Below are 21,251 nucleotides of genomic sequence, written 5' to 3'. Positions count from 1 at the left end.
CCATGACCACCGCCACAACCCCCGACGGCGCCACCACCGCCGCCCCCGGGCCCCTCGTCGAACTGGACGGGGTGGGCAAGAGCTACGGCAACGTCCGCGCCCTGCACGGGGTCGACCTGGCCGTCCGGCCGGGACAGGTCACCTGCGTCCTCGGCGACAACGGCGCGGGCAAGTCCACCCTGATCAAGATCGTCTCCGGGCTGCACCGGCACACCGAGGGCGAGTTCCGCATCGACGGCGCACCCGTGCGCCTCAACACCCCCCGGGAGGCCCTGGACCGCGGCATCGCCGCCGTCTACCAGGACCTGGCGACCGTTCCGCTGATGCCGGTCTGGCGGAACTTCTTCCTCGGCTCCGAGCTGACCCGGGGCCCCTGGCCCGTACGCCGCCTGGACATCGCCCGGATGAAACGGACCGCGGACGAGGAACTGCGGGCGATGGGCATCGTCCTGGACGACCTGGAACAGCCCATCGGCACCCTCTCCGGCGGCCAGCGGCAGTCCGTGGCCATCGCCCGCGCGGTCCATTTCGGCGCACGGGTGCTGATCCTGGACGAACCGACCGCGGCACTGGGCGTCAAGCAGTCGGGGGTCGTCCTGAAGTACATCGCGGCCGCACGGGACCGGGGTCTGGGCGTCATCTTCATCACCCACAATCCGCACCACGCGTTCATGGTGGGCGACCACTTCTCCGTGCTGCGGCTGGGCACCCTGGAACTGAGCGCGGGCCGGAAGGAGGTCTCCCTGGAGGAACTCACCAACCACATGGCCGGCGGCGCCGAGCTGGCCGCGCTCAAGCACGAACTGGCCCAGGTCCGCGGCGTCGACGTGGAGGAACTGCCCGAGCTGGAGGACCTGACCGAGGGCCGCCCCAGCCCGTGAGGTGCCGGCCCCGGCCCTCCCCCACACCCTGACATGACGTCCGTATGTCAGGACCAACTCTTGACGGCTGCCCGGCCGGACGGCGAAGCTTCCAGCGGGACCACGGAGCTCCGCGGGCATCCGTACCACCGCCCTGACGGGCCGCCCTACCGAACCACGACCGGTCCGCGGCGACCGGTGAGAGGAGCCCTCCTCATGACTGCCCCCTCCCCCCTTCTGGACCGGATCCGGATCGGCTCCGCGCCCGACTCGTGGGGCGTCTGGTTCCCCGACGACCCGCAGCAGGTGCCCTGGCAGCGCTTCCTCGACGAGGTCTCCCAGTCGGGCTACGAGTGGATCGAACTCGGCCCGTACGGCTACCTGCCGACCGATCCGGCCCGGCTCACCGAGGAGACCGCGCGCCGGGGCCTGAAGGTCTCCGCGGGCACCGTCTTCACCTCCCTGCACCGCGGCCCGTCGGTGTGGGACGCCACCTGGGAGCACGTCGGCGAGGTCGCCGCCCTCGCCCAGGCCATGGACGCCCGGCACCTGGTGGTCATCCCGTCCTTCTGGCGCGACGACAAGACCGCCGAGGTCATCGAGCCGCACGAGCTCACCGCAGAGCAGTGGGGGCACCTCGCCACCGGCATGGAGCGCCTGGGCCGCCAGGTCCGCGACACCTACGGCCTGGACATCGTGGTCCACCCGCACGCCGACACGCACATCGACACCGAGGAGCACGTCGAGCGCTTCCTCGACGCCACGGACCCCGGGCTGGTGAGCCTCTGCCTGGACACCGGCCACTACGCCTACTGCGGCGGCGACAGCGTCAAGCTCATCGAGACCTACGGGGAGCGGATCGGCTACCTGCACCTGAAGCAGGTCGACCCGGAGATCCTCGCCGACGTCGTCAAGAACGGGGTCCCCTTCGGCCCGGCCGTGCAGCGCGGCGTCATGTGCGAGCCGCCGGACGGGGTGCCCGCGCTGGAACCGGTGCTGGCCGCGGCGCAGGGCCTGGGCGTCGACCTGTTCGCCATCGTCGAGCAGGACATGTACCCCTGCGAGCCGGAGCGGCCGCTGCCCATCGCGCAGCGCACCCGGAAGTTCCTGCGCTCCTGCGGTGCCTGACGCACCGCCCACGAAAGGGAAGACACGCATCATGACCCAGCACGGACCGCTCGGGGTCGCCGTCATCGGCACCGGCAAGATGGGCGCCGACCACGTACGCCGCATCAACGACGTCGTGAGCGGCGCCCGGGTGACCGCCGTCGTCGACGTCGACGCCGAGCGCGTGAAGGCGGTCGCCGACGGAATCGAGGGCTGCACGGCCTACACCGACCCCGCGGCGGCGATGGCCGCGGCCGACGTGGACGCCGTCCTCATCGCCTCCCCCGGCCCCGCCCACGAGGCGGCGCTGCTCACCGCCTTCGAGCACGACCTGCCGGTGCTGTGCGAGAAGCCGCTCACACCGGACGCCGCCTCCGCGCTGCGCGTGATGGAGGCCGAGCAGCGGCTGGGGCACCGGCGGGTGCAGGTCGGCTTCATGCGGCGCTACGACGCGGAGTACACGAAGCTCAAGGCCCTGCTGGACAGCGGCGAGCTCGGCCGGACGCTGATGCTGCACAACCGGCACCGCAACGCGAGCATCCCGGCCGGCTTCACCAACGCCAACCTCGTCAACGACTCGCTCGTGCACGAGATGGACGTGACCCGCTGGCTGCTCGGCCAGGAGATCACCGCCGTCACCGTGCTGCGCCCGCGTCCTTCCTCGCACGCGCCCGAGGGCCTGGACGACCCGCAGTTCGTGGTCTTCGAGACCGACGGCGGGGCGGTCGTCGACGTCGAGGTCTTCCTCAACTGCGGCTTCGGCTACCAGGTGCAGGCCGAGGCGGTCTGCGAGCGCGGCAGCGCCCGCATCGGCGACGCGCACGACCTGCTCGTCAACACCGCGGGCCGCTGGGGCGGCACGATCGCCCAGGACTTCGTCGAACGCTTCGCCGACGCCTATGACCGCGAGGTCCAGGCGTGGGTCGACGCCACCCGGCGCGGTGAGGTCACCGGCCCGAGCGTATGGGACGGCTACGCCGCCGCGGCGGTCTGCGAGGCCGGAGTCCGCTCGCAGAGCACGGGCGGCCGGGTCGAGGTCGAACTCGTCGACCGACCGGCGTTCTACCGCTGAGGGACGCGCGTCCCCGGCCACCCCGGATCCGGCGCGGGTGGGACGGTTACTCCCTGGCCGCCCCGCCCGCGCCTCCACCGCACCCGTGAGAAAGGCACCCCCGTACATGCGCGTTGTCCTCTTCGGCGTCGGGCGCCTCGGTTCCTTCCACGCGGCCACCCTCCACGCCCACCCCGAGGTCTCCGAGCTGGTCCTCGCGGACGCCGACGCCGCGCGGGCCGCCGCGGCCGCCGCTCGGCTGGGTAGGGGCGCGCGGGCGGCCGCCTCGGTCGACGCGGCGTTCGCGGCGGGCGCGGACGCGGTCGTCATCGCCTCGGCGACCTCCGCGCACGCGGAGCTGATCTCCCGCGCCGTACGGGCCGGGCTCCCGGCGTACTGCGAGAAGCCGGTCGCCCTCGACCTGGAGTCGACGGTCACCGCGCTGCGCGAGGTCGAGGAGGCCGGCACCGTCCTCCAGATGGGCTTCCAGCGCCGCTTCGACCCCGGTTACCGCTCCGCCCGGGAGGCCGTACGGTCCGGCCGGCTCGGACGGCTGCACACCGTACGGGCGCTGACCTCCGACATGGCGCCCCCGCCGCCGGAGTTCGTGCCGCTGTCCGGCGGGCTCTACCGGGACTGCCTGATCCACGACTTCGACGCGGTGCGGTGGGTGACCGGGCGTGAGGTCGTCGAGGTGTACGCCACGGGTGCCAACGGCGGGGCCGACTTCTTCCGCGCGGCGGGCGACGTGGACACCGCGGCGGCGCTCCTCACCCTCGACGACGGCACCCTCGCGACCGCCACCTCCACCCGCTACAACGGCGCCGGTTACGACATCCGCATGGAACTCGCCGGGTCGCTGGACCAGATCGCGGTCGGCGTCGGCCCCCGTACGCCGGTCACGTCCGTGGAACCCGGCGCGGCGCCGGGCGTGCCGGACCCGTGGACCGGGTTCGTGGACCGCTTCGGGGAGGCGTACCGGGCGGAGATCGACGCCTTCCTGCGGGTCGTGACGGGCCGGTCGGACAACCCCTGCGACGGGCGCGAGGCGCTCGACGCGCTGCTCGTGGCGGAGGCCTGCGAGGTCTCGCGCAGGGAGCGGCGGCCGGTCACGGTCGCCGAGATGGCCGAGGTCGCGGAGCTCGCCGGCAAGCGCGCGGGAGGGCGCCCGGACTGACCGCACGAGGCGCCCCGGGCGCGTCACCCCCGCGGGGCGCCCCGGGTGGCGTGATCAACCGCGCCGGTGCTTCCTGGGATGAGTCGGTCCCGGCTGTCCACGAGGGAAGAACCTTTCATGGCGATGAAGGCCCAGGCGCTGCGCACGCCCCGAGCGGCGGGACTGGTGGGGATCGCGTTCGCCGTGCTGATCGGCGCCGCCATCGTCCTGGTCCGGGCCTCCATCCCCAGCGGTGAGGGCGCGCTGACGGGCTCGCCGCTCGCTCTGTCCTCGCGCAGCGGCGTGCAGACGGCGCTGGCCCTCATCCCCTTCGCCGGCATCTTCTTCCTGTGGTTCATCGGCGCGGTGCGCGCGCACGTCGGCCCGGGCGAGGACAAGTTCCTCTCGACGGTGTTCCTCGGCAGCGGCCTGGTGTTCGTCGCGACGCTCTTCGGCGCCGCCGCCGCGGCCGGCAGCCTGCTGGCCACCACGGAGATCGCCTCGCCCGGCACCTCGCGGGCCGAGCTGTCGTACTTCGGGCAGCACTTCACCTACAGCCTGCTGACGACGTACTCGATGCGCATGGCGGCGGTGTTCGTGCTGTCGGCCTCGACCGTCGCGATGCGGCTGGGGACGTTCCCGCGCTGGCTGGTGCTGCTGGGGTATCTCGTGGGCGTCACCTTGCTGTTCGTGGTGCCGAACGTGCCGCTGGCCGAGCTGGTCTTCCCCCTCTGGGCGCTGGTCGTCAGCCTCCACATCGTGGTGGCGAGCTTCCGTTCCCGGCCGACGGGGCTGCCGGGCGCCTGAGCGCCGGCGGTCAGGCCGTCGTGCGGCGCAGCAGCAGCGTGACGAAGCCGAACGTGCCGCGGTAGCCGTGCAGCCACTCGGCGCGGTGGACGGCGGCGGCTTCGAGGGCGGCGCCGCTGTCGGGGTCGCCGGGGTGGTCCAGGGCCCACTCGGAGAGGGAGCCGGTCCAGGACCACTCGTAGTCGTCCCACTCGCGGACGGTGCTGACGTGGGCGAGGACCGGGGTCCAGCCGTCCGCGACGATCCGGTCCACGGTGCTCGCCAGGTCCTCGTACTCCCCCAGCATCCCGACGAGGTCCGGGGTCGGTTCGCGCTCCCAGAAGCCGTCGCCGACGAGCACGGTGCCTCCGGGGGCGAGGTGGGCGCGGGCCGCGGCGAGGGTCGGCAGGAGGCCGCCGAAGGCGTGCGCGGCGCCGACGCTGAGGACGACGTCGAAGGGCTGCGGCGAGGTGAGGTCGCCGGCGTCCCGTTCGTGGAGGGTCAGCCGGTCGCCGACGCCGAGCGCGGCGGCCTCGCGGGCCGCCTTCTCCAGTGCACCGGTGTCCAGGTCGACGCCCTCCGCGGTGACGCCCGGGTGGTCGCCCAGGGCCCGCAGCAGCCAGGCGCCCTCCCCGCAGCCGAGGTCGAGGACGCGTTCGTCCCCGCGCCGGAGCGCCCTGCCGAGCAGGCGGCGCACGGTGGCGTCGTCGAGCGGTGCGGCGATGGGGTGGTGCGTGTGCGCGATGCGTGAGATGCGGCGTCGTTCCATCGGCGCAGCTTCGCAGGGAGGGCGGTTCACCGCATCCGGTTAATTCGGCGCGGGCGTGCAACGCGATACGCGTCGGCGGCGGTTTCCCGGGTCGAAGGGTCATCACGGGGGAAGGGACGACCGGCATGGACAGGAAGATCGTCAGGACGGCTGGACGGTGCGGTCCGCCGCTACAAGCCCCACTCCTCGCGCAGCGCGCCGAACACCTCGTGGAACTCGGGGAAGGTCTTCTTCACGCAGCCCGGTTCGTCGAAGGTCACCCCTTCCGTGCGGAGCCCGGCGACGGCGAAGCTCATCGCGATGCGGTGGTCGCCGTGGCAGGCGATCTCGACCGGGGCGGGGGTGCCGGGGTGGATCTCGATCCAGTCGCGGCCGGTGTCCACCCGGATGCCCTGTCGGCGCAGGTTGGTGGCGCAGGCCTCCAGGCGGTCGCACTCCTTGACCCGGGTGTTGTAGACGTCCTCGATCCGGACCGGTCCGTCCGCGAAGGGCGCGATCGCGGCGAGCGTCGGCATCGTGTCGGAGATGTCCCGCATCGTGGTGGTGATCCCGCGCAGGGTGCCGGTGCCGGAGACGGTGGTGGCGTCGGCGCCGGTCTCGACGCGGGCCCCCATGCGGCGCAGGACGTCGACGAAGGCGAGGTCGCCCTGGAGTGCGCCGGTGCCCAGGCCGGGGACGGTGACCTCACGGCCGGTCAGGGCGGCGGCGGCGAAGAAGTAGCTGGCGGTGGAGGCGTCGGGCTCGACGGCGTAGTCCGCCGCGCGGTACCCGCCGGGCGGGACGACGAGCACGCTGCCCTCGCGCCCGACTTCGACGCCGAAGGAGCGCATCATGGCGATGGTGATCTCGACGTAGGGGGCGGAGACCAGCCCCGTGACGTTGACGCGCAGTCCGCCGCGCATGAGGGGGCCGGCGAGGAGCAGCGCGGTGAGGAACTGCGAGGACAGGCTCGCGTCGAGGTCGAGCGCGCCGCCCGCGATGCCGTCGGCGACGACGGTCAGCGGCAGGTGGCCCTCGCCCTCCTCGTGGCGCAGGTCGGCTCCGAGTGTCCGCAGGGCGGTGGTGAGCGGGGCGACGGGACGCCGGCGCATCTGGGCGGAGGCGTCGAAGCGGTAGGTGCCGTGCCCCGCCGCGGCGAGCGCCGGCAGGAAGCGGGCGGCCGTGGCGGCGTCGCGGCAGTGGACGTCGGCCTCGGCGACCGCCGGCCCGGCGGGGCGTCCTTCGACGCGCCAAACGTCCGGGCCGCGGTCGACGCGGTAGCCGAGCCGGACCAGCCCCTCGGCGAAGCCGTCGGTGTCGTCGGAGAGCAGCGGCCGCCGCAGGGTGGTCGTCCCCTCGGCCGCCGCCGCCAGGAACAGCGCCCGGGCGGTGACGGACTTCGATCCGGGGACGGCGACGACGGTCACGGTGTTCTCCTGTGCTGCCTGACGTGCGGGAACGCCCTGGTGAGGGGCAGGGCCATTCTAGGCGCCGGGCGTGCCGGGGCCGGTGGGCGTGAAGCGCACCGGGAGTCGGCGCACACCGCGCATGAGCATGCCGGGGAGCCACTCCAGGTTCGCCGGATCGGCGTCGAGGGCGAGGTCGGGGCAGCGCTCCAGGAGGGCGCGGACGGCGATGCGTCCCTCGAGCCGGGCGAGCGGGGCGCCGAGGCAGTAGTGCAGGCCGTGCCCGAAGGCGACGTGGCCGCGGGTGTCCCGGCGGATGTCGAAGCGGTCCGCCTCGGTGAAGCGGCCCGGGTCGCGGTCGGCGGAGGCGAGGGCGACGAGGACGGGTTCGCGCGCCGGGATGACGGTGCCGGCGACGTCGACCGGTTCCGTCGTGAAGCGGAAGGTGGCGGTCTCCACCGGGCCGTCGTAGCGGAGCATCTCTTCCACGGCTCCGTCGATGAGGCCCATGTCGGCCCGGAGCAACGCCAGTTGGTCGGGGTGGGTGAGCAGCGCGCGGACGCCGTTGGCGATCAGGTTCACCGTCGTCTCGTGTCCGGCGATCAGCAGCAGGAAGGCCATGCCGCTGAGCTCGGGGCGCGAGAGCCGGTCGCCGTCCTCGGACGTGGTGCGGATGAGCGCGCTCATCAGGTCGTCGCCGGGCGCGCAGCGCTTGTCCTCGATCAGCTCGTGCAGGTACGCCGCGAGTTCCTCGAAGGCCTTGCGTTCGGCTTCCGGTCCGGTCGGCGCGACGACCTCGTTCGACCATGCGCGGAAGGCCGCCCGGTCCAGGTCGGGCACCCCGAGCAGTTCGCAGATGACGGTGATGGGCAGCGGGTAGGCGAGCGCCTCGACGAGGTCGGCGGTGCCGTCCGGCCGGTCCAGCATCGTGCGGAGCAGGCCCGCGGTGATCTCCTCCACGCGCGGTGCCAGCTCTTCGACCCGCCGTCCGGTGAACTCCCGGGCCACCAGCTTGCGCAGCCGGGTGTGCTCCGGCGGGTCGGAGACGAGCATGTGGCGGCCGAGGAGTTCCTCGTCGTAGGACATCCAGCCGAGCGCGCGGGAGTCCTTGGCGAACCGGGTGTCGGCGAGCGCGGCCCGGGCCTGGTCGTGGCCGACGATCAGCCACAGCTCGCCGACGTCGGCGGTGCGCACGCGGTGCACGGGCCCCTTCTCTCGGAGCCGGGCGTAGACGGGATAGGGATCGGCGGTGAACTCCTCGCCGTAGACCGTGAGATCGACCGTGTCCATGTGCCGCACGGTAACCCGGGAGCCCGCCGCGACACGTCACCCTGCGGGACGAGACACCCCGGACGGTCTCATCCGAAGGATTCAGCCGATCGTGGCGGCGCGCCAGGTGTCCTCGTCGGCGTCCAGGAGCGAGGCGACGACGGCGGCGTCCGGAAGCGGCCCGTGGTCGGCGGCGACCCGCAGGGCCGAGGCCGCGGTCAGATGGCCGAGCCGCAGGGCGCGCTCCACGGGCAGGTCCCGCAGCAGACCGCTGAGGAAGCCGGCGGCGAAGGCGTCCCCGGCGCCGACCGGTTCCGCCACCCGGACGGTGAGGGCGGGCACGCTGTGTGCATCGGTCCCGGTGAAGGCCGTGACGGCACGGGAGCCGTCCTTGACGACGAGGACGCCGGGCCCGGGCAGCAGCTCGCGGACCGAGCGGGCGTCGGTGATCCCCTCGCCCCACAGGGCCTGGGCCTCGTCGAGGCCCACGAGGACGATGTCGGCCCGGTCGGCGAGCGGTCGCAGGACGTCGGCGGCGGAGCGGCCGGTCCACAGCGCGGGGCGGTGGTTGACGTCGAAGCTGACGGGCCAGGGCCGGTCGGGGCGCAGCGCCCTTTCGACGAGGGCGTGGCAGCCGGCCGACAGGGCGGGGGTGATGCCGCTGAGGTGGACGAGCGCGGCCCCGCTCAGCGCCGGGTCGTCGAGGACGTCCGGGGTGAGCGCCGAGGCCGCGGACCCCGCGCGGTGGTAGTGGACGCGGGTGCCCTGCGCACCGGGGTCCTTGAGCAGCAGCCCGGTGGGCCGCGCGGGGTCGGTGCGCACTCCGGAGACGTCGACGCCGCCCGCGGCGATCCGCGCGCGGACCCGCCGGCCGAAGGGGTCGTCGCCGACCGCGGAGACCCACCGGGCGGGGATGCCGTGATCGGCGAGGTAGAGCGCGACGTTGGACTCGGCGCCCGCGATGTCGATGCGCAGCAGATCCGCGTCGTCCAGCGGTCCGAGCGGGTCGGGGGCGAGGGCGGCCATGGTCTCGCCGACGCAGACCACGGGTCCGGGTCGCAGCGTCCGGGGGGTGCTCATGGTGGCTTCCTAGGGGGTGTCGGCGCGGTCCGCCGGGCGGTACGAGGCAGCCGGTGCGCCGGGCACGTCCACCCGGACGGCGAAGACGGCGCCGTCGAGCGGCCCCGGGGCGGCCAGGCCGATGTGCGCGCTGGTGACGAGGAGGGTCCGGCCGTCGGGTCCGCCGAGGCAGAGCCCGGCGGGCTGTCCGGCGGGCAGTTCGACGATGCGGTCGAGGCTGCCGTCCGGGAGGTAGCGGTGGACCTGTCCGGTGCCCCAGACGGCGGTCCACAGTCCGCCCTCGCTGTCGGTGGTCATGCCGTCGGGGCTGCCGTCGGCGACGGTGACGAAGGTCTCGGGCGTGCCGGGGTCGCCGCTCGCGGGGTCGACCGGATAGCGCCGGATGACGCCCCGGGCGCTGTCGGCGAGGTACATGACGGTGCCGTCGGCGGTGAAGGCCGGGCCGTTGGGGATCGTGATGTCCCGCAGCACACGCGTGACGCGGCCGTCGCGGTCCAGGCGGTAGAGCGAGCCGGCGTCCGCGGTGGTGTCGTACGCCATGCTGCCCGCCCAGAAGCGGCCGTACGGGTCGGCGACGCCGTCGTTCATCCGCATCGGCACCGCGGCGCCGTCCTCCGGGCGGGCGATCCACTCGGTCCTGCCCGCGGGGTCGATGCGGCAGATGCCGGTGCCGGCGGCCGCGACCCAGTGGCCGGGGTGCCCCTCGACCGGCGCCACCGCGCCCAGCGGGCAAGGCAGTTCGGCGATGAGCGCGTGCGGGGCGGCGGGGCCGTCGGAGGCGGCCAGCAGTCGGCCGCCGAGGATGTCGGTGAGCACGGCGCGGCCGTCCGTCCAGCGGATGCCCTCGCCGAGTTCGAGGCGGTCGGTCCCCAGGACCACCGGGGGCACGGTGGCGGTCACGGGCGGGCCTCCGCGCGGACGGCGTCCAGGAAGCCGCGGGCCCGTTCCCGCAGGGCGGTGACGCTGCCGCCCTCGGCGGCGTCACCGATCAGGGGCGATCCGACGCCGACGGCGACGGCGCCGCCCCGCAGGTACTCCGCGGCGGCCGGGGCGTCCACGCCTCCGACGGGCACGAAGGGCAGGTCGGGGAAGGGGCCGCGCAGGTCCTTCAGGTACCCCGGGCCGCCGGCGCTGCCGGCCGGGAAGAGCTTGAGGGCGGCGGCGCCGAGCCGCAGTGCCTGGAGGATGTCGGTGGGGGTCATCACCCCGGCGAGCACCGGGAGTCCGAGTTCCCGGCCGGTGGCGATGCCCTCGCTGACCGCGGGGGTGACGAGGAAGGCGGCGCCGGCCTTGTGGGCGGCCCGTGCGTCGTCGGCGCTGAGCACGGTTCCGGCCCCGAGGGTCGCGTCCGGGCCGAGCGCGGTACGTGCCCGGGCGATGACGTCGAGGGCGTCACGTCCGCTGAGGGACACCTCGATGAGGGTGATCCCCTCCTCGGCGAGGGTGAGCACGGTGGTCAGCGCGGCGTCCGGGTCGCTGCCGCGGACGATGGCGAGCAGCCGGTGGGCACGCAGCGCGGCGAGCAGGTCCATCCGACATCCCTTCTGGTGATGGGTGTTCAGGGGCGGCGGGTCGCGGTGACCGTGAGCCGCCAGGCGACCTCGCCGGAGGGCGGGACGACGACCGTGTCGCCGTCGCCCGCCCCGGTGCGGTCGAAGACGCGGCCGAGCATCGGCTCGACGCCGATCGATCGGTACGGCGCGTCCTGTGGGAAGCCTCCGAGGTTGCGCCACAGGGCGATCGCGACGGGCCGGCCGCCGGCCTCGACGGCCAGGTGCAGCGCGTCGGGACCGTCGTGCACGGTCACCGCCGGGGTGAGGACGACCGCCCCGACGGCCGTCCCGTCGTCCGGACCCAGCCGGTCCAGGGCGATGCCCTCGACGCGCGGCCAGGCACCGGTGACCCAGCCCGCGCCCTCGTCCGGGTAGAGCCGGGTCTCGGTGCCCGCCTCGATGCCGATCCACGCGTCCGGGGAGAGTTCCAGCAGGGCGTGGGCGGCCCACACGAAGCGGTGACCGGGCTCGGCGGTGAGTGTGTAGTCGGCGACGGCGGCCCCCGACTCCGTGTCCAGGCGCCGGGTCAGCCGGAAGTCGGGGCAGTCCACGACCTCCGTGTCCCCCTCCCGGCGCCAGGGCCGCGACCAGGCGTCCCCGTGGTCGGGCAGCCCGCGCACGGTGGGCACGCACTCCTCCAGGCCTCCGGCGTCGGCGAAGGGGTCGCCGGGCCGGACCAGGGGGCGCCGGGGCTCGTCCCGGTGCCAGAGCCATTCGCGGCCGCCCGCGGTCAGTGAGGTCCAGCGGCCCCCGTGGTCGGGGTCGGTGACCACGGAGACCGGGAGCCGGTCGCCGGTCACCATTCGGCGAAGGAGCCGTCGGCGTGGCGCCACACCGGGTTGCGCCATGCGTGGCCGGAACGGTCCGCGGCGCGGACCGCGTCCTCGTCGATCGCGACGCCGAGCCCGGGCAGTCCGGTGCGGCGCGCCTGGCCGTCGACGAACCGGAAGGGCTCGGTGTCGACCAGGTAGGACAGCAGGTCGGCGTCCTTGTTGTAGTGGATGCCCCGGCTCTGCTCCTGGATCAGGAAGTTCGGCGTGGCGAAGGCGACCTGCAGGCTCGCGGCCAGCGCGATGGGTCCGAGCGGGCAGTGCGGTGCCAGGTGCGCGCCGAAGGTCTCGGCGAGCGAGGCGATCCGGGTGACCTCCGATATCCCGCCGGCGTGCGACAGGTCCGGCTGCGCCACGGCGATGCCCGCCGTCAGGGCGGGGAGGAAGTCGGCCCGCCCGTAGAGCCGTTCACCGGTGGCGAGCGGCACGGACGAGGCCGCGACCAGCCCCGGCAGCAGGTGGGCCTGGTCGGGCAGGACGGGTTCCTCGACGAACAGCGGGTGCAGCGGGGCTATCTCGTGCAGCACGCGCCGCGCGTTGGCCGCGGTGAACCGGCCGTGGAAGTCGACGGCGACGTCCCGGTGCGGGCCGAGGGCCTCGCGGGCGGCCGCGACGCGTTCCACGACGGCGGCCGTCTCCGCGGGGCTGCCGAGCGGCGGGGTGCGCCCGGCGGCGTTCATCTTGACGGCCGTGAAGCCCGCCTCCACCTGGGCGTTGATCTCCTCCTTGAGCCGGTCCGGCTCGTCGCCGCCGACCCAGGCGTACACCCGGACCGAGTCGCGGACGGGGCCGCCGAGCAGGGTGTGCACCGGCACCCCGAGGGCCTTGCCCGCGATGTCCCACAGGGCCTGGTCGATGCCGGCCACGGCGCTGGAGAGCACGGGCCCGCCCCGGTAGAAGCCGCCCTTGCTGAGCACCTGCCAGTGGTCCTGGATCCGCAGGGGGTCCTGGCCCACCAGGTATTCGGCGAGCACCTCCACGGCGGCCCGCACCACCTCGGCCCGGCCCTCCACCACCGGCTCGCCCCAGCCGACGACGCCCTCGTCGGTCTCGATGCGGCAGAACAGCCAACGGGGCGGGACGAGGAAGGTCTCGACGCGCGCGATCTTCACTGTGCCTGGCCGTCCTTCTGTTCGGCGGAACCGTCCGCGCCCTCGGGCGCCTGCGGGCCGCTGACCTTGTCGAGGTCGCGCGTCGCCTGGTCGAGCAGGGCGCGCATGGCGTGTTCCGCGGCGTCCGGGTCCCGGTCGCGCACGGCGTCGAGGACGGCGCGGTGGCTGGGCACCGGGTCCTCGCTGTGCGGGGCGCTGTGCACGAGCTGGTCGCGCTGGGCAAGGCCCGACTCGATGACCATCTCCATGCGTTCCAGCAGTTCGTTGTGGGTGGCCGCGAGCAGCGCCCGGTGGAAGGCGAGGTCGGCCTCGACGGCGTGGGTCGCGCCGCCCTCCTCGCCCATGGCGGTCAGTGCCGCCTCCAGCGACTCCAGGTCCGCGTCGGTGCGGCGGGCCGCGGCCAGCCGTACGGCGGCGGGTTCGATGATGCCGCGGACCTCGCCGAGGTTGCGCAGCAGCGCCAGGTCGGCGCCGGTGTCGCTGCCCTCGGAGAACTGCCAGCGCAGCACGTCGGCGTCGAGCAGGTTCCAGTCCGAGCGGGGCCGGACGAAGGTGCCGCGCTTCTGCCGGGCATCGACCATGCCCTTGGCCGCGAGCACCTTCAGCGATTCGCGCAGGGCCGTCAGACTGACGTCCAACTCGCTCTGCAGGGCCGCCATGTCGAGCGTCGCTCCCTCGGGGATCTCGCCGCTGAGCACTCGGCGGGCGAGGGTCTCCACGGTCTGGCCGTGCACTCCGCGGCGCGCGTATGGCGTCATGTGTTTGCCTTTCTTGCTGTTCGGTCGGTGGCCGGGGCGTTCGGTTCCGTCAGGCGGAAGCCTTGGTGACGCTCCAGCCGCCGTCCACGAGCAGGCTCGATCCGGTGATGTACGAGGCTTCTTCGGCGGCGAGGAAGGCGACGGCGGCGGCGACCTCCTCGGGGGTGCCGAAGCGGCGGGCCGCGGTCTCGGCGACGCTCGACTCGCGGTCGGCCTCCGGGACACGGTCCCAGGCGGCGGTCAGGATCGGTCCCGGCAGCACCGCGTTGACGCGGACGTCCGGACCGTACTCGACGGCGAGTTGACCGCACAGCGACAGCAGGGCGCCCTTGCTCGCCGCGTACGCCGGGTGGCCGGGGATGCCCCGGTGGGCGTGGACCGAGGAGACGAGCACCACGGCTCCCCCGTGCTCGCGCAGGTCGGGCAGCGTCGCCTTCACGCCGAGGAAGGCGCCGGTGAGGTTGACCGACAGCTGCCGCTCCCAGGAGGCCAGGCTGGTCTCGTGGGCGGGCGCGACCGTCACCGTGTACGCGTTGCTGACCAGGACGCCCACGGGACCGAAGCCGTGGGCCGCGGTGACCACCCGCTGCCAGTCGGCCTCGTCCGCGACGTCGGCGGCGACGAACAGGGCCCGGGCCCCGTCCTTGCGCAGCCGTTCGGCGGTCTCCTCGCCCCGGTCGGCGGCGATGTCGACGAGGACGACGGCCGCGCCCTCGGCGGCGAGCCGGGCCGCGGACGCCGCGCCGATGCCCGACGCGGCGCCGGTGACGACGGCGACGCGGTTGGTGAAGCGGGCCGCTGGGTTCATGGGGTGGGTCGTCTCCTGTTCGAGCGGGGGTGGGGGGAGGATTCTTCCGCTGTTGTCACTGCCGTGCCAGGACGGTCAACTCCGCGTCGTACTCGGCGGTCCAGGCGAAGGGCAGTCCCGAGTGAAGCAGGTACGCGCCGCTGTAGCGGGTGCCGGTGGCGGTGTCGGCGTAGACGGCGTCAGGCCGCAGTCCGCGCAGCCGGAGCCGGGCGGGCCGGCCGGGCACCAGGGGCGCGCCGTCGAGGGGGCCGGTGTTCCAGGCCGTCACCACCAGGCGGTCACCGCCCCGCTCCTCGTACTGGACGCCGCAGGTCGGATCGGCGGGGCTGCCCAGCAGGTGGACCTCGCCGTGGTGGACGACGTCGCGGACCTCCTTGTAGCGGGCGACCCACCGCGCGGCCTCGGCACGCCGGCCGGGCGTCCAGTGGCGGATGTCGGCGCCGATGCCGAGCACGCCCGCCATGGAGTTGACGAAGCGGAAGGCGAGCGAGCGCGGCCGCGGGTCGAAGACGCCGGGGGCGTCGGTGACCCAGGAGCTCATGGTGTGCGGGGCGTGTGCGTGGAGGTAGCCGTACTGGATGCGCAGCCGGTCCATGGGAGCGGTGTTGTCGCTGGGCCACACCACGTCGGTGCGGGCGATGGTGGCGTGCTCGACCCGGCCGCCGCCGCCCGCGCAGCCCTCGACGGTGGCGTGCGGGTGCGCGGTGCGCAGGTGCTCCAGGACGCGGAGGTAGCCGGCGATGTGCGCGGCGTCGAGGTCCTGGCGCTCGGGGTCGGCGCCGGCCGGGTGGCCGGGGCGGCCGCGCTCGGTGGGCGGCCGGTTCATGTCCCACTTGAGGTAGCTGATGGCGTGGGAGCCGAGCAACCGGTCGAGGGTGCCGATGACGAATTCCTGGACGTCCTCGCGGCCGAGGTCGAGCAGCAGCTGGTTGCGCACGAGCGTCGCCGGGCGGCCGTCGATCCGGTACACCCACTCGGGGTGCTCGGCGTAGAGCTTCGAGCGGGGGCTGATGCCCTCGGGCTCGACCCACAGGCCGAAGTCCAGGCCGAGGGCGCGGACGTCCTCGACGAACCGGTCGAATCCGCGGGGGAATTCGGCCGGGTCCGGGTCCCAGTCGCCGAGGCCGCCGGTGTCGTCGGGCCGACCGGTGAACCAGCCGTCGTCGACGACGAAGAGTTCGGCGCCCAGTTCTGCGGCGACCTTGGCGAGCTCCAGCTGGCCCTCGGCGTCGACGTCGAAGCCGGTGGCCTCCCACGAGTTGTAGAGGACCTTGCGGGGCCGGTCCATGCGCTCGCCGGTCAGGTGCCGCTCGTAGCGGTGCCAGACGCGCGCCAGGCCGTCGAGGCCGTCGGGGCTGAAGGCGCAGGCCAGCCGGGGCGTGACGAGGGTGGCGCCGGGGGCGAGGCGGACGGCGCCCTCGTGGGGCACGCGGCCGGCGCGGACGCGCACCGCGCCGCCGGGCTCGGCGTCGGCGGTGATCCGCCAGTTGCCGGACCACTCCAGGGCGATGCCGTAGGTGGGGGTGGCGCCCTCGGCGGGGGCGGCGGCGTCCTGGATCGCGAGCCAGGGGTGGTAGGCGTGGCCCGCCGAGCCCTGGGTGCTCTCCATCTCGAAGCGGCCGCGCTCCAGCGTCACGTCCTTGAGCTGGAACTCCTGCGACCACTGGCCGGCCAGGTAGGACAGCCGCGCGCCGCCCTGGACGGGCACGTTCACGGCGGCGGAGTCGAAGCGCTCCAGGCGCACCTCGTCCGTGCCGGTGCACGTCAGCTCCGTCCAGCGCAGCACGACGTCGGTGCCGGGCACCGTCTCGTAGTGCAGCGCGGTGCGCAGCCCGAGGAGGTCGTCGGCGAAGTCCAGGCGCAGGGCCCGGTCGCCGTCCTGCGTGGCGCCGTCGAAGCGCCACCAGCTGCCGCGGTCGCCGCCGGGGCGGGAGGCGACCAGGTCGGCGCCGGTGAACGGCCGCAGTCCGTACGGGATGTACTCGGCCGGGGCGGCGTCGGCGGGGGTGATGAAGTGGGTGCGGCGCGACCAGTCCATGGGCGACGGCCCGTCCTCGGCGCCGTGCGGCCCCCAGGCGGCGAGTTCGGCCCAGCGTCCGTCGCCACCGAGGGTGACGGCGTAGGTGGTGGTGTCGGTGCGCAGCAGCCACCGGTCGTGCGCGGTCACTTGACGGCTCCGAGGTTGAGTCCGGCCACGAAGTGGCGCTGGAAGCGGAGGAAGACGGCCACCGTCGGGGCGGCGGCGATCACCGAGCCGGCCGCGATGACGTTCCACATGGAGACGTACTGGCCCTGCAGCCCGATGAGGGACGCGGTGATGGGCATCTGGGTGTCGGTGCGCAGCACCGTGATGGCCCACAGCAGGTCGTTGAAGATCCAGGTGAACGACAGGGCGCTCAGCGCGGCCAGTGCCGGGCGGGCCAGCGGCAGGATGATCCGCCAGTAGATCTGCCAGGGGCCCGCGCCGTCGATGACGGCGGCCTGCTGGATCTCACCGGGGATCGACCGCATGAATCCGTGCAGCACGAAGACGTAGAAGCCGACGCCGAAGCCGACCTGCACCCCGATCAGGGCGTACAGCTGGTCGTAGATGCCGAGCACTTCGCTGAGCTTGGAGACCGGGATCAGGAGGATCTGCGGGGGCAGCAGGTTGCCGCCGAGCATGAGCAGCAGCAGGACGCGCCGGAACGGCAGGTCGTAGCGGCTGATCGCGAAGGCGGCCATGGAGGCCAGGCCCAGCGACAGCAGCACGGTGGGGATCGTGACCAGCAGGCTGTTGATGAGGGCGCGCTGCTGGCCGCCGTCCACCCACGCCTGGCGGAAGCTGTCGAAGGTGAAGGAGTGCGGCCAGCTGCCGACGCCGTGCGCGGCGATGTCGTCGAAGGTCCGCGTGCTGGTGACCAGGACGAGGACGATCGGCAGCAGCCACAGCGCGGACAGCAGGACCGCGGTGAGGTGGAAGCCCGTGGTGCGCAGCGCGCGGCCGGTCAGGAGGGGCCGGCGGGGCGCCGCGGCCGGGACCTTCGCGGTCCCGCCGTCGCGGCCGGCCGTGTCCTCGACGCGCGCGGTGGCGCGGGTGGCGGTCATCAGTCGGCCTCCCGGAAGGCGCGCACGAGGTAGCCCACGATGACGCCGAAGGCCAGCACGAAGATGACGACGGCGAGCGCGGAGCCGTATCCCAGACGCAGGGACTGGAACGCGGTGGAGTACATGTAGGTGCTCAGCAGTTCGGAGGAGTGGTACGGGCCGCCGCGGGTGAGCGCCCACACCACGTCGAACGAGCGCAGCGAGTCGATGACGATCACCGACAGGACGACCGCGTTGACGCTGCGCAGCTGCGGCAGCGTGATGTGCCGGAACTGCTGCCAGCGGGTGGCGCCGTCGACCTTGCCGGCCTCGTAGAGGGCGGGGTCGATGCCCTTGAGGCCGGCCAGGTACAGCACCATCACGTAGCCGACCTGGCGCCACAGCGCGGGCACGATGACCGCGTAGAAGGCTGTGTCCTGGTCGGCGAGCCAGGCGTGCTTCCAGCTGCCGAGGCCGATGGCCTCCAGCACGTTGTTGATCAGGCCGTCCGGCTGGTACATGGCCTGCCACACCAGGGCGGTCGCGACCAGCGAGAAGACCACCGGCAGGAAGAGCGCCGCCCGGTAGAACCCGATGCCGCGCCGCTCCTGCTGGAGCAGCAGCGCGGCACCGAGCCCGAGGGCGGCGGAGAGCCCGCCGAAGAGCAGAAGCCACAGCACCGTGTTGATCGCGGCGGTGCGGAAGACCTCGTCGTGCAGCATCTCGCTGAAGTTGCCGAGGCCCACGAACTTCGGGGCCCCCAGGCCGTCCCAGGAGGTCAGGGAGAGGTAGAAGCCCTGGAGGGCCGGCCAGAAGACCCAGAAGGCCTCGGCGAGCAGCGGGACGAGGACGAAGGCCAGGACCACCGGGGGCACCCGGGTGGCCCTGGACCGACGTGTGGAGCCGATCAGCGCCATCGTCACTGGCTCCAGATCTTCTGTGCGCTGCGCTGCCACGTGGTGAGGATGGAGCCGATCTCCTTGGGCTTGGCCAGGTAGTGCACCAGCGCGGTGTCGGCGGTCGGCTGGAGGGCGTCGCTGGAGTCGCGGTTGAAGAACTGCGTGACCTCGGCGGCGCTCTCGATGAGCTTGCGGCCCTTGACCACCAGCGGGGTGCCGGCGTCCTTGGCGTCGGGGTGGGTGGGCAGCGCGGTGCCCGAGGAGTTCTTGAGGTAGAGCTCCTGCGCCTCGGCGGTGGCCAGGTAGCTCAGCAGCTCCTTGACACCGTCGGTGCGCTTGCTGCGGGCGCTGGCGAAGTAGCCGTCGGTGGGCGCCTCCTCGGCGACCGGCACCTTGGGGTCGATGATCGGGAACTGGAAGAAGTCCAGGTCGCCCAGGGCCTCCTTCGGCGCGGCGTCGGCGAAGAAGGTGCCGATCAGCATCATGCCGGTGCGGCCCTGCAGGAGGGCGGTGGTGGCGTCCTGGAACGGTATCGCGGTGCCGTTGGGGTCGAAGAACGGCCGGGCCTGGTCCCACGTGTCGAAGACCTTGCGGACCTCGGGGTCGTCGAAGCGGTGCTTGCCCGCCAGCAGTTCGCGGTGGTACGTGGCGCCGTTGACGCGGATGTTGAGGTAGTCGAACCAGGCGGAGGCGACCCACGGGGTGTCGCCGCCGGCGCCGAGGCCGATCGGGGCGACGCCCTTGCTCTTGAGCTTGTCGCACAGGTCGAGGAACTCGTCCCAGTTCTTCGGCTCCTGGACGCCCCACTTGGCGAAGTTGGACTTCCGGTAGAACATGCCCCACCAGTAGTAGCTGGTGGGCACGAAGACCTTCTTGCCGCTGGAGGCCGAGGTCGACAGGTTCTTCAGGGCGTCGGTGTAGCCGGACAGCTCGGGCTTGGCCCAGATGTCGTCCAGGTCGAGGAGCAGGTCCTTCTTGGCGTACGACTCGGCGACGGAGCCCGGGTACCAGGTGTAGATGTCCGGCGGGTTGGCCGAGGTGAGGTACGTCGGGAGCTGCGTGCGGAAGGTCTCCGACGCGACGGTGTTGAGCTTCGCCTCGGCGCCGCCGCGCTTGTTGAAGGCGGCCACGAGCTGCTGCATCGAGGTCTTCGCCTGCGGGGAGGAGAGGTTGGACTGCAGGGTCACCGGGCCGCCGGACTTTCCTCCGGAGGCGGACGGGCTCTGGGTGACGCAGCTGCTGAGCAGCGCGCCGGCGCCGACGGCGCCGGAGACGGCGAGGAACCGGCGGCGGCTGGCGTTGAAGGCGGTCATCTGTGCACTCCCTTAGTGCCCACGGAACGGAGCTGAGGCCCCCTGACGGCCCGGCTCTGGGTGCGGCAGGCACAGCCTGTCGCAGGGGTCAGCGTCCCGTCAAGATTAATTAGTAATTTATTTCCGAGCGGTTGAACCCCGGGGCCGAACAAGGCCCGGAGGCACGCCCGTTGGTGCCGGCTGGCACGGGTCGACGCAGGTGGAACGGGGTGGGGCAGAGCGTTGCGAGGTACCGCGCGACCGTCGCGCGGGGCTCAGGAGGCGGCCCGGTGGACGCGGCCGTCCACCCCGCGGAAGGCGACGAGCACACCGCCGCCCGCCCCTGCGACGCCCTCGGGGGAACCGTCGAAGGCGCCGCCGACGATGCTGCAGCCGCTGTCGTGGTGCCGCGGCGCACGATGCGAAGCCAATGGGTTCTCCCGAGAGTTGGGGTTCGGGGCACCACGCTCCGCTCGTACCTGGCGCCGGTGCCACGGCGGAAACTGTGGCCGGAGCCCGGAAGCATGTCAATATTAATTGCTAATTAACTTAAAAACGCGATCTTCTGGTGACCTGGAGGGTGCGAGGGGCCGGACCCCGCAAGGGTTCTGCCGGCTTCCGTAGGATGTGCCGATGCCCCGCCCCCGCCTGGTCGCCACCGATCTCGACGGCACTCTCCTGCGCGACGACGGCACACTCTCCGTCCGGACGCTGGACGCCCTGCGGACCACGGCCGGCGCGGGCGCGGAGGTCGTCCTCGTGACCGCCCGGCCGCCCCGCTACCTCGACGCACTCGCCGCCGCCACCGGCCTCACCGGGACCGCGGTCTGCTCCAACGGCGCGATCGTGTACGACATCGGCAGCCGCACCGTCACCGGGTCCACCCCGCTCGCCCTCCCCGTCGCACGGAGGGTGGCCGGTGCCCTGCGGGACGCGGCGCCCGGCGTCGGCTTCGCCGTGGAGACGGGCCACCGGCTGTACCGGGCCCCGGAGTACGGGCACCGTCTGCCCGAGGACGCGGACGCCGAGGTCCCCGTCCGCTCGCTCGCCGAGCTGTGGACGGCCCCGGGCCCGGCCGTGAAGCTGCTCGCCTGGTCACCCGTGCTCGACGCGGACGCGCTGCTCGCCACCGCGGAGCACGCCGCGGGCGGCCGGGCCCAGTTCACCCACTCCGGCGGCCACGGCCTGCTGGAGGTCAGCTCCCTCGGCGTCACCAAGGCGGCCGCGCTCGCGGCCCTGTGCGCCTCCCGCGGCATCCCCGCCTCGCAGGTCGTCGCCTTCGGCGACATGCCCAACGACCTGCCCGTCCTGACCTGGGCGGGCACGGCATGCGCCGTCGCCAACGCCCACCCGGCCGTCCTCGCGGCGGTCCCCCACCGCACGGCCTCCAACGAGGACGACGGCGTGGCCCGCGCCCTGGAGCGGCTCTTCGGGACGCCGGAGAGGCAACGGAAGCTCTGACACACCGCA

General features: G+C 73.5%; 21 protein-coding genes. 6 read left to right on the top strand and 15 right to left on the bottom strand.

Annotated features, from left to right (window positions below):
• Window positions 1–2: 2 nt before the first annotated feature.
• The 5 genes from ACFW3D_RS21510 (at window position 3) to ACFW3D_RS21490 (ending at window position 4,981) form a co-directional block, all read left to right on the top strand.
• Entirely contained in the window at window positions 3–881 is an 879-nt protein-coding gene (locus ACFW3D_RS21510; protein ID WP_500505871.1) for an ATP-binding cassette domain-containing protein, read from the top strand.
• A gap of 195 nt (window positions 882–1,076) precedes the next feature.
• The gene (locus tag ACFW3D_RS21505; RefSeq protein ID WP_500505870.1) at window positions 1,077–1,988 is read left to right on the top strand and encodes a sugar phosphate isomerase/epimerase family protein; all 912 of its coding nucleotides are present in this window, start codon (window positions 1,077–1,079) and stop codon (window positions 1,986–1,988) included.
• A gap of 31 nt (window positions 1,989–2,019) precedes the next feature.
• Window positions 2,020–3,039: a Gfo/Idh/MocA family protein gene (locus ACFW3D_RS21500; protein ID WP_500505869.1), complete on the top strand. Its 1,020-nt coding sequence runs from the start codon at window positions 2,020–2,022 to the stop codon at window positions 3,037–3,039.
• Window positions 3,040–3,145: 106 nt separating this feature from the next.
• Window positions 3,146–4,195 carry a Gfo/Idh/MocA family protein gene (locus ACFW3D_RS21495; RefSeq protein WP_500505868.1) on the top strand — a complete coding sequence of 350 codons (1,050 nt, stop codon included), beginning with the start codon at window positions 3,146–3,148 and terminating at the stop codon, window positions 4,193–4,195.
• Between the two features lie 117 nt (window positions 4,196–4,312).
• On the top strand, window positions 4,313–4,981 hold the full coding sequence (locus ACFW3D_RS21490; RefSeq protein ID WP_500505867.1) for a hypothetical protein: 669 nt from the start codon (window positions 4,313–4,315) through the stop codon (window positions 4,979–4,981).
• Window positions 4,982–4,991: 10 nt separating this feature from the next.
• Here ACFW3D_RS21490 and ACFW3D_RS21485 read toward each other — a convergent pair whose 3' ends face one another.
• The 15 genes from ACFW3D_RS21485 to ACFW3D_RS21415 form a co-directional block, all read right to left on the bottom strand.
• Entirely contained in the window at window positions 4,992–5,729 is a 738-nt protein-coding gene (locus ACFW3D_RS21485; protein ID WP_500505866.1) for an SAM-dependent methyltransferase, read from the bottom strand.
• Between the two features lie 170 nt (window positions 5,730–5,899).
• Window positions 5,900–7,135 (bottom strand): 3-phosphoshikimate 1-carboxyvinyltransferase, encoded by a 1,236-nt coding sequence (gene aroA / locus ACFW3D_RS21480; RefSeq protein ID WP_500505865.1) that lies wholly within the window; start codon window positions 7,133–7,135, stop codon window positions 5,900–5,902.
• Window positions 7,136–7,192: 57 nt separating this feature from the next.
• Entirely contained in the window at window positions 7,193–8,404 is a 1,212-nt protein-coding gene (locus ACFW3D_RS21475; protein WP_500505864.1) for a cytochrome P450 family protein, read from the bottom strand.
• A gap of 81 nt (window positions 8,405–8,485) precedes the next feature.
• Entirely contained in the window at window positions 8,486–9,463 is a 978-nt protein-coding gene (locus ACFW3D_RS21470; RefSeq protein ID WP_500505863.1) for a sugar kinase, read from the bottom strand.
• A 9-nt stretch (window positions 9,464–9,472) separates the two neighbouring features.
• Complete coding sequence (locus tag ACFW3D_RS21465; RefSeq protein ID WP_500505862.1) at window positions 9,473–10,363, bottom strand: SMP-30/gluconolactonase/LRE family protein; 891 nt, start codon at window positions 10,361–10,363, stop codon at window positions 9,473–9,475.
• Window positions 10,360–10,995 (bottom strand): bifunctional 4-hydroxy-2-oxoglutarate aldolase/2-dehydro-3-deoxy-phosphogluconate aldolase, encoded by a 636-nt coding sequence (locus ACFW3D_RS21460; protein ID WP_500505861.1) that lies wholly within the window; start codon window positions 10,993–10,995, stop codon window positions 10,360–10,362. Before ACFW3D_RS21460 ends, ACFW3D_RS21465 begins: the two co-directional genes overlap by 4 nt.
• Window positions 10,996–11,021: 26 nt before the next feature.
• Entirely contained in the window at window positions 11,022–11,819 is a 798-nt protein-coding gene (locus ACFW3D_RS21455; protein ID WP_500505860.1) for a hypothetical protein, read from the bottom strand.
• The gene (gene dgoD, locus ACFW3D_RS21450) at window positions 11,813–12,958 is read right to left on the bottom strand and encodes a galactonate dehydratase (protein ID WP_500505858.1); all 1,146 of its coding nucleotides are present in this window, start codon (window positions 12,956–12,958) and stop codon (window positions 11,813–11,815) included. The genes ACFW3D_RS21455 and dgoD overlap by 7 nt, the downstream gene beginning before the upstream one ends.
• The gene (locus ACFW3D_RS21445; RefSeq protein ID WP_500505856.1) at window positions 12,955–13,716 is read right to left on the bottom strand and encodes a FadR/GntR family transcriptional regulator; all 762 of its coding nucleotides are present in this window, start codon (window positions 13,714–13,716) and stop codon (window positions 12,955–12,957) included. Before ACFW3D_RS21445 ends, dgoD begins: the two co-directional genes overlap by 4 nt.
• A gap of 49 nt (window positions 13,717–13,765) precedes the next feature.
• A complete protein-coding gene (locus ACFW3D_RS21440; RefSeq protein ID WP_500505855.1) occupies window positions 13,766–14,524 on the bottom strand; it encodes an SDR family NAD(P)-dependent oxidoreductase in 759 nt (252 codons plus the stop codon).
• 55 nt (window positions 14,525–14,579) lie between these two features.
• Window positions 14,580–16,691 carry an alpha-galactosidase gene (locus ACFW3D_RS21435; RefSeq protein ID WP_500505854.1) on the bottom strand — a complete coding sequence of 704 codons (2,112 nt, stop codon included), beginning with the start codon at window positions 16,689–16,691 and terminating at the stop codon, window positions 14,580–14,582.
• Window positions 16,688–17,611: a carbohydrate ABC transporter permease gene (locus ACFW3D_RS21430; RefSeq protein WP_500505853.1), complete on the bottom strand. Its 924-nt coding sequence runs from the start codon at window positions 17,609–17,611 to the stop codon at window positions 16,688–16,690. Before ACFW3D_RS21430 ends, ACFW3D_RS21435 begins: the two co-directional genes overlap by 4 nt.
• Window positions 17,611–18,507 carry a carbohydrate ABC transporter permease gene (locus ACFW3D_RS21425; RefSeq protein ID WP_500505927.1) on the bottom strand — a complete coding sequence of 299 codons (897 nt, stop codon included), beginning with the start codon at window positions 18,505–18,507 and terminating at the stop codon, window positions 17,611–17,613. Before ACFW3D_RS21425 ends, ACFW3D_RS21430 begins: the two co-directional genes overlap by 1 nt.
• A gap of 2 nt (window positions 18,508–18,509) precedes the next feature.
• The gene (locus ACFW3D_RS21420) at window positions 18,510–19,802 is read right to left on the bottom strand and encodes an ABC transporter substrate-binding protein (protein ID WP_500505852.1); all 1,293 of its coding nucleotides are present in this window, start codon (window positions 19,800–19,802) and stop codon (window positions 18,510–18,512) included.
• Between the two features lie 254 nt (window positions 19,803–20,056).
• Window positions 20,057–20,212: a hypothetical protein gene (locus ACFW3D_RS21415; protein WP_500505851.1), complete on the bottom strand. Its 156-nt coding sequence runs from the start codon at window positions 20,210–20,212 to the stop codon at window positions 20,057–20,059.
• A 202-nt stretch (window positions 20,213–20,414) separates the two neighbouring features.
• Between ACFW3D_RS21415 and ACFW3D_RS21410 the strand changes: the two genes are divergently transcribed.
• Window positions 20,415–21,242 (top strand): HAD family hydrolase, encoded by an 828-nt coding sequence (locus ACFW3D_RS21410; RefSeq protein ID WP_500505850.1) that lies wholly within the window; start codon window positions 20,415–20,417, stop codon window positions 21,240–21,242.
• Window positions 21,243–21,251 lie beyond the last annotated feature (9 nt).

The organism is Streptomyces sp. NPDC058864, assembly GCF_042742985.1.
Taxonomy (GTDB): Bacteria; Actinomycetota; Actinomycetes; order Streptomycetales; family Streptomycetaceae; genus Actinacidiphila.
This window is presented reverse-complemented; position numbering and strand designations above follow the sequence as displayed.

Coding starts and splice junctions, on each gene's coding strand:
- ACFW3D_RS21430 (WP_500505853.1), bottom strand. CDS start 17,611: ATGACCGCCACCCGCGCCACCGCGCGCGTCGAGGACACGGCCGGCCGC.
- ACFW3D_RS21460 (WP_500505861.1), bottom strand. CDS start 10,995: ATGGACCTGCTCGCCGCGCTGCGTGCCCACCGGCTGCTCGCCATCGTC.
- ACFW3D_RS21490 (WP_500505867.1), top strand. CDS start 4,313: ATGGCGATGAAGGCCCAGGCGCTGCGCACGCCCCGAGCGGCGGGACTG.
- ACFW3D_RS21470 (WP_500505863.1), bottom strand. CDS start 9,463: ATGAGCACCCCCCGGACGCTGCGACCCGGACCCGTGGTCTGCGTCGGC.
- ACFW3D_RS21485 (WP_500505866.1), bottom strand. CDS start 5,729: ATGGAACGACGCCGCATCTCACGCATCGCGCACACGCACCACCCCATC.
- ACFW3D_RS21475 (WP_500505864.1), bottom strand. CDS start 8,404: ATGGACACGGTCGATCTCACGGTCTACGGCGAGGAGTTCACCGCCGAT.
- ACFW3D_RS21445 (WP_500505856.1), bottom strand. CDS start 13,716: ATGACGCCATACGCGCGCCGCGGAGTGCACGGCCAGACCGTGGAGACC.
- ACFW3D_RS21505 (WP_500505870.1), top strand. CDS start 1,077: ATGACTGCCCCCTCCCCCCTTCTGGACCGGATCCGGATCGGCTCCGCG.
- ACFW3D_RS21410 (WP_500505850.1), top strand. CDS start 20,415: ATGCCCCGCCCCCGCCTGGTCGCCACCGATCTCGACGGCACTCTCCTG.
- ACFW3D_RS21425 (WP_500505927.1), bottom strand. CDS start 18,507: ATGGCGCTGATCGGCTCCACACGTCGGTCCAGGGCCACCCGGGTGCCC.
- ACFW3D_RS21500 (WP_500505869.1), top strand. CDS start 2,020: ATGACCCAGCACGGACCGCTCGGGGTCGCCGTCATCGGCACCGGCAAG.
- ACFW3D_RS21495 (WP_500505868.1), top strand. CDS start 3,146: ATGCGCGTTGTCCTCTTCGGCGTCGGGCGCCTCGGTTCCTTCCACGCG.
- ACFW3D_RS21455 (WP_500505860.1), bottom strand. CDS start 11,819: ATGGTGACCGGCGACCGGCTCCCGGTCTCCGTGGTCACCGACCCCGAC.
- ACFW3D_RS21420 (WP_500505852.1), bottom strand. CDS start 19,802: ATGACCGCCTTCAACGCCAGCCGCCGCCGGTTCCTCGCCGTCTCCGGC.
- ACFW3D_RS21510 (WP_500505871.1), top strand. CDS start 3: ATGACCACCGCCACAACCCCCGACGGCGCCACCACCGCCGCCCCCGGG.
- ACFW3D_RS21440 (WP_500505855.1), bottom strand. CDS start 14,524: ATGAACCCAGCGGCCCGCTTCACCAACCGCGTCGCCGTCGTCACCGGC.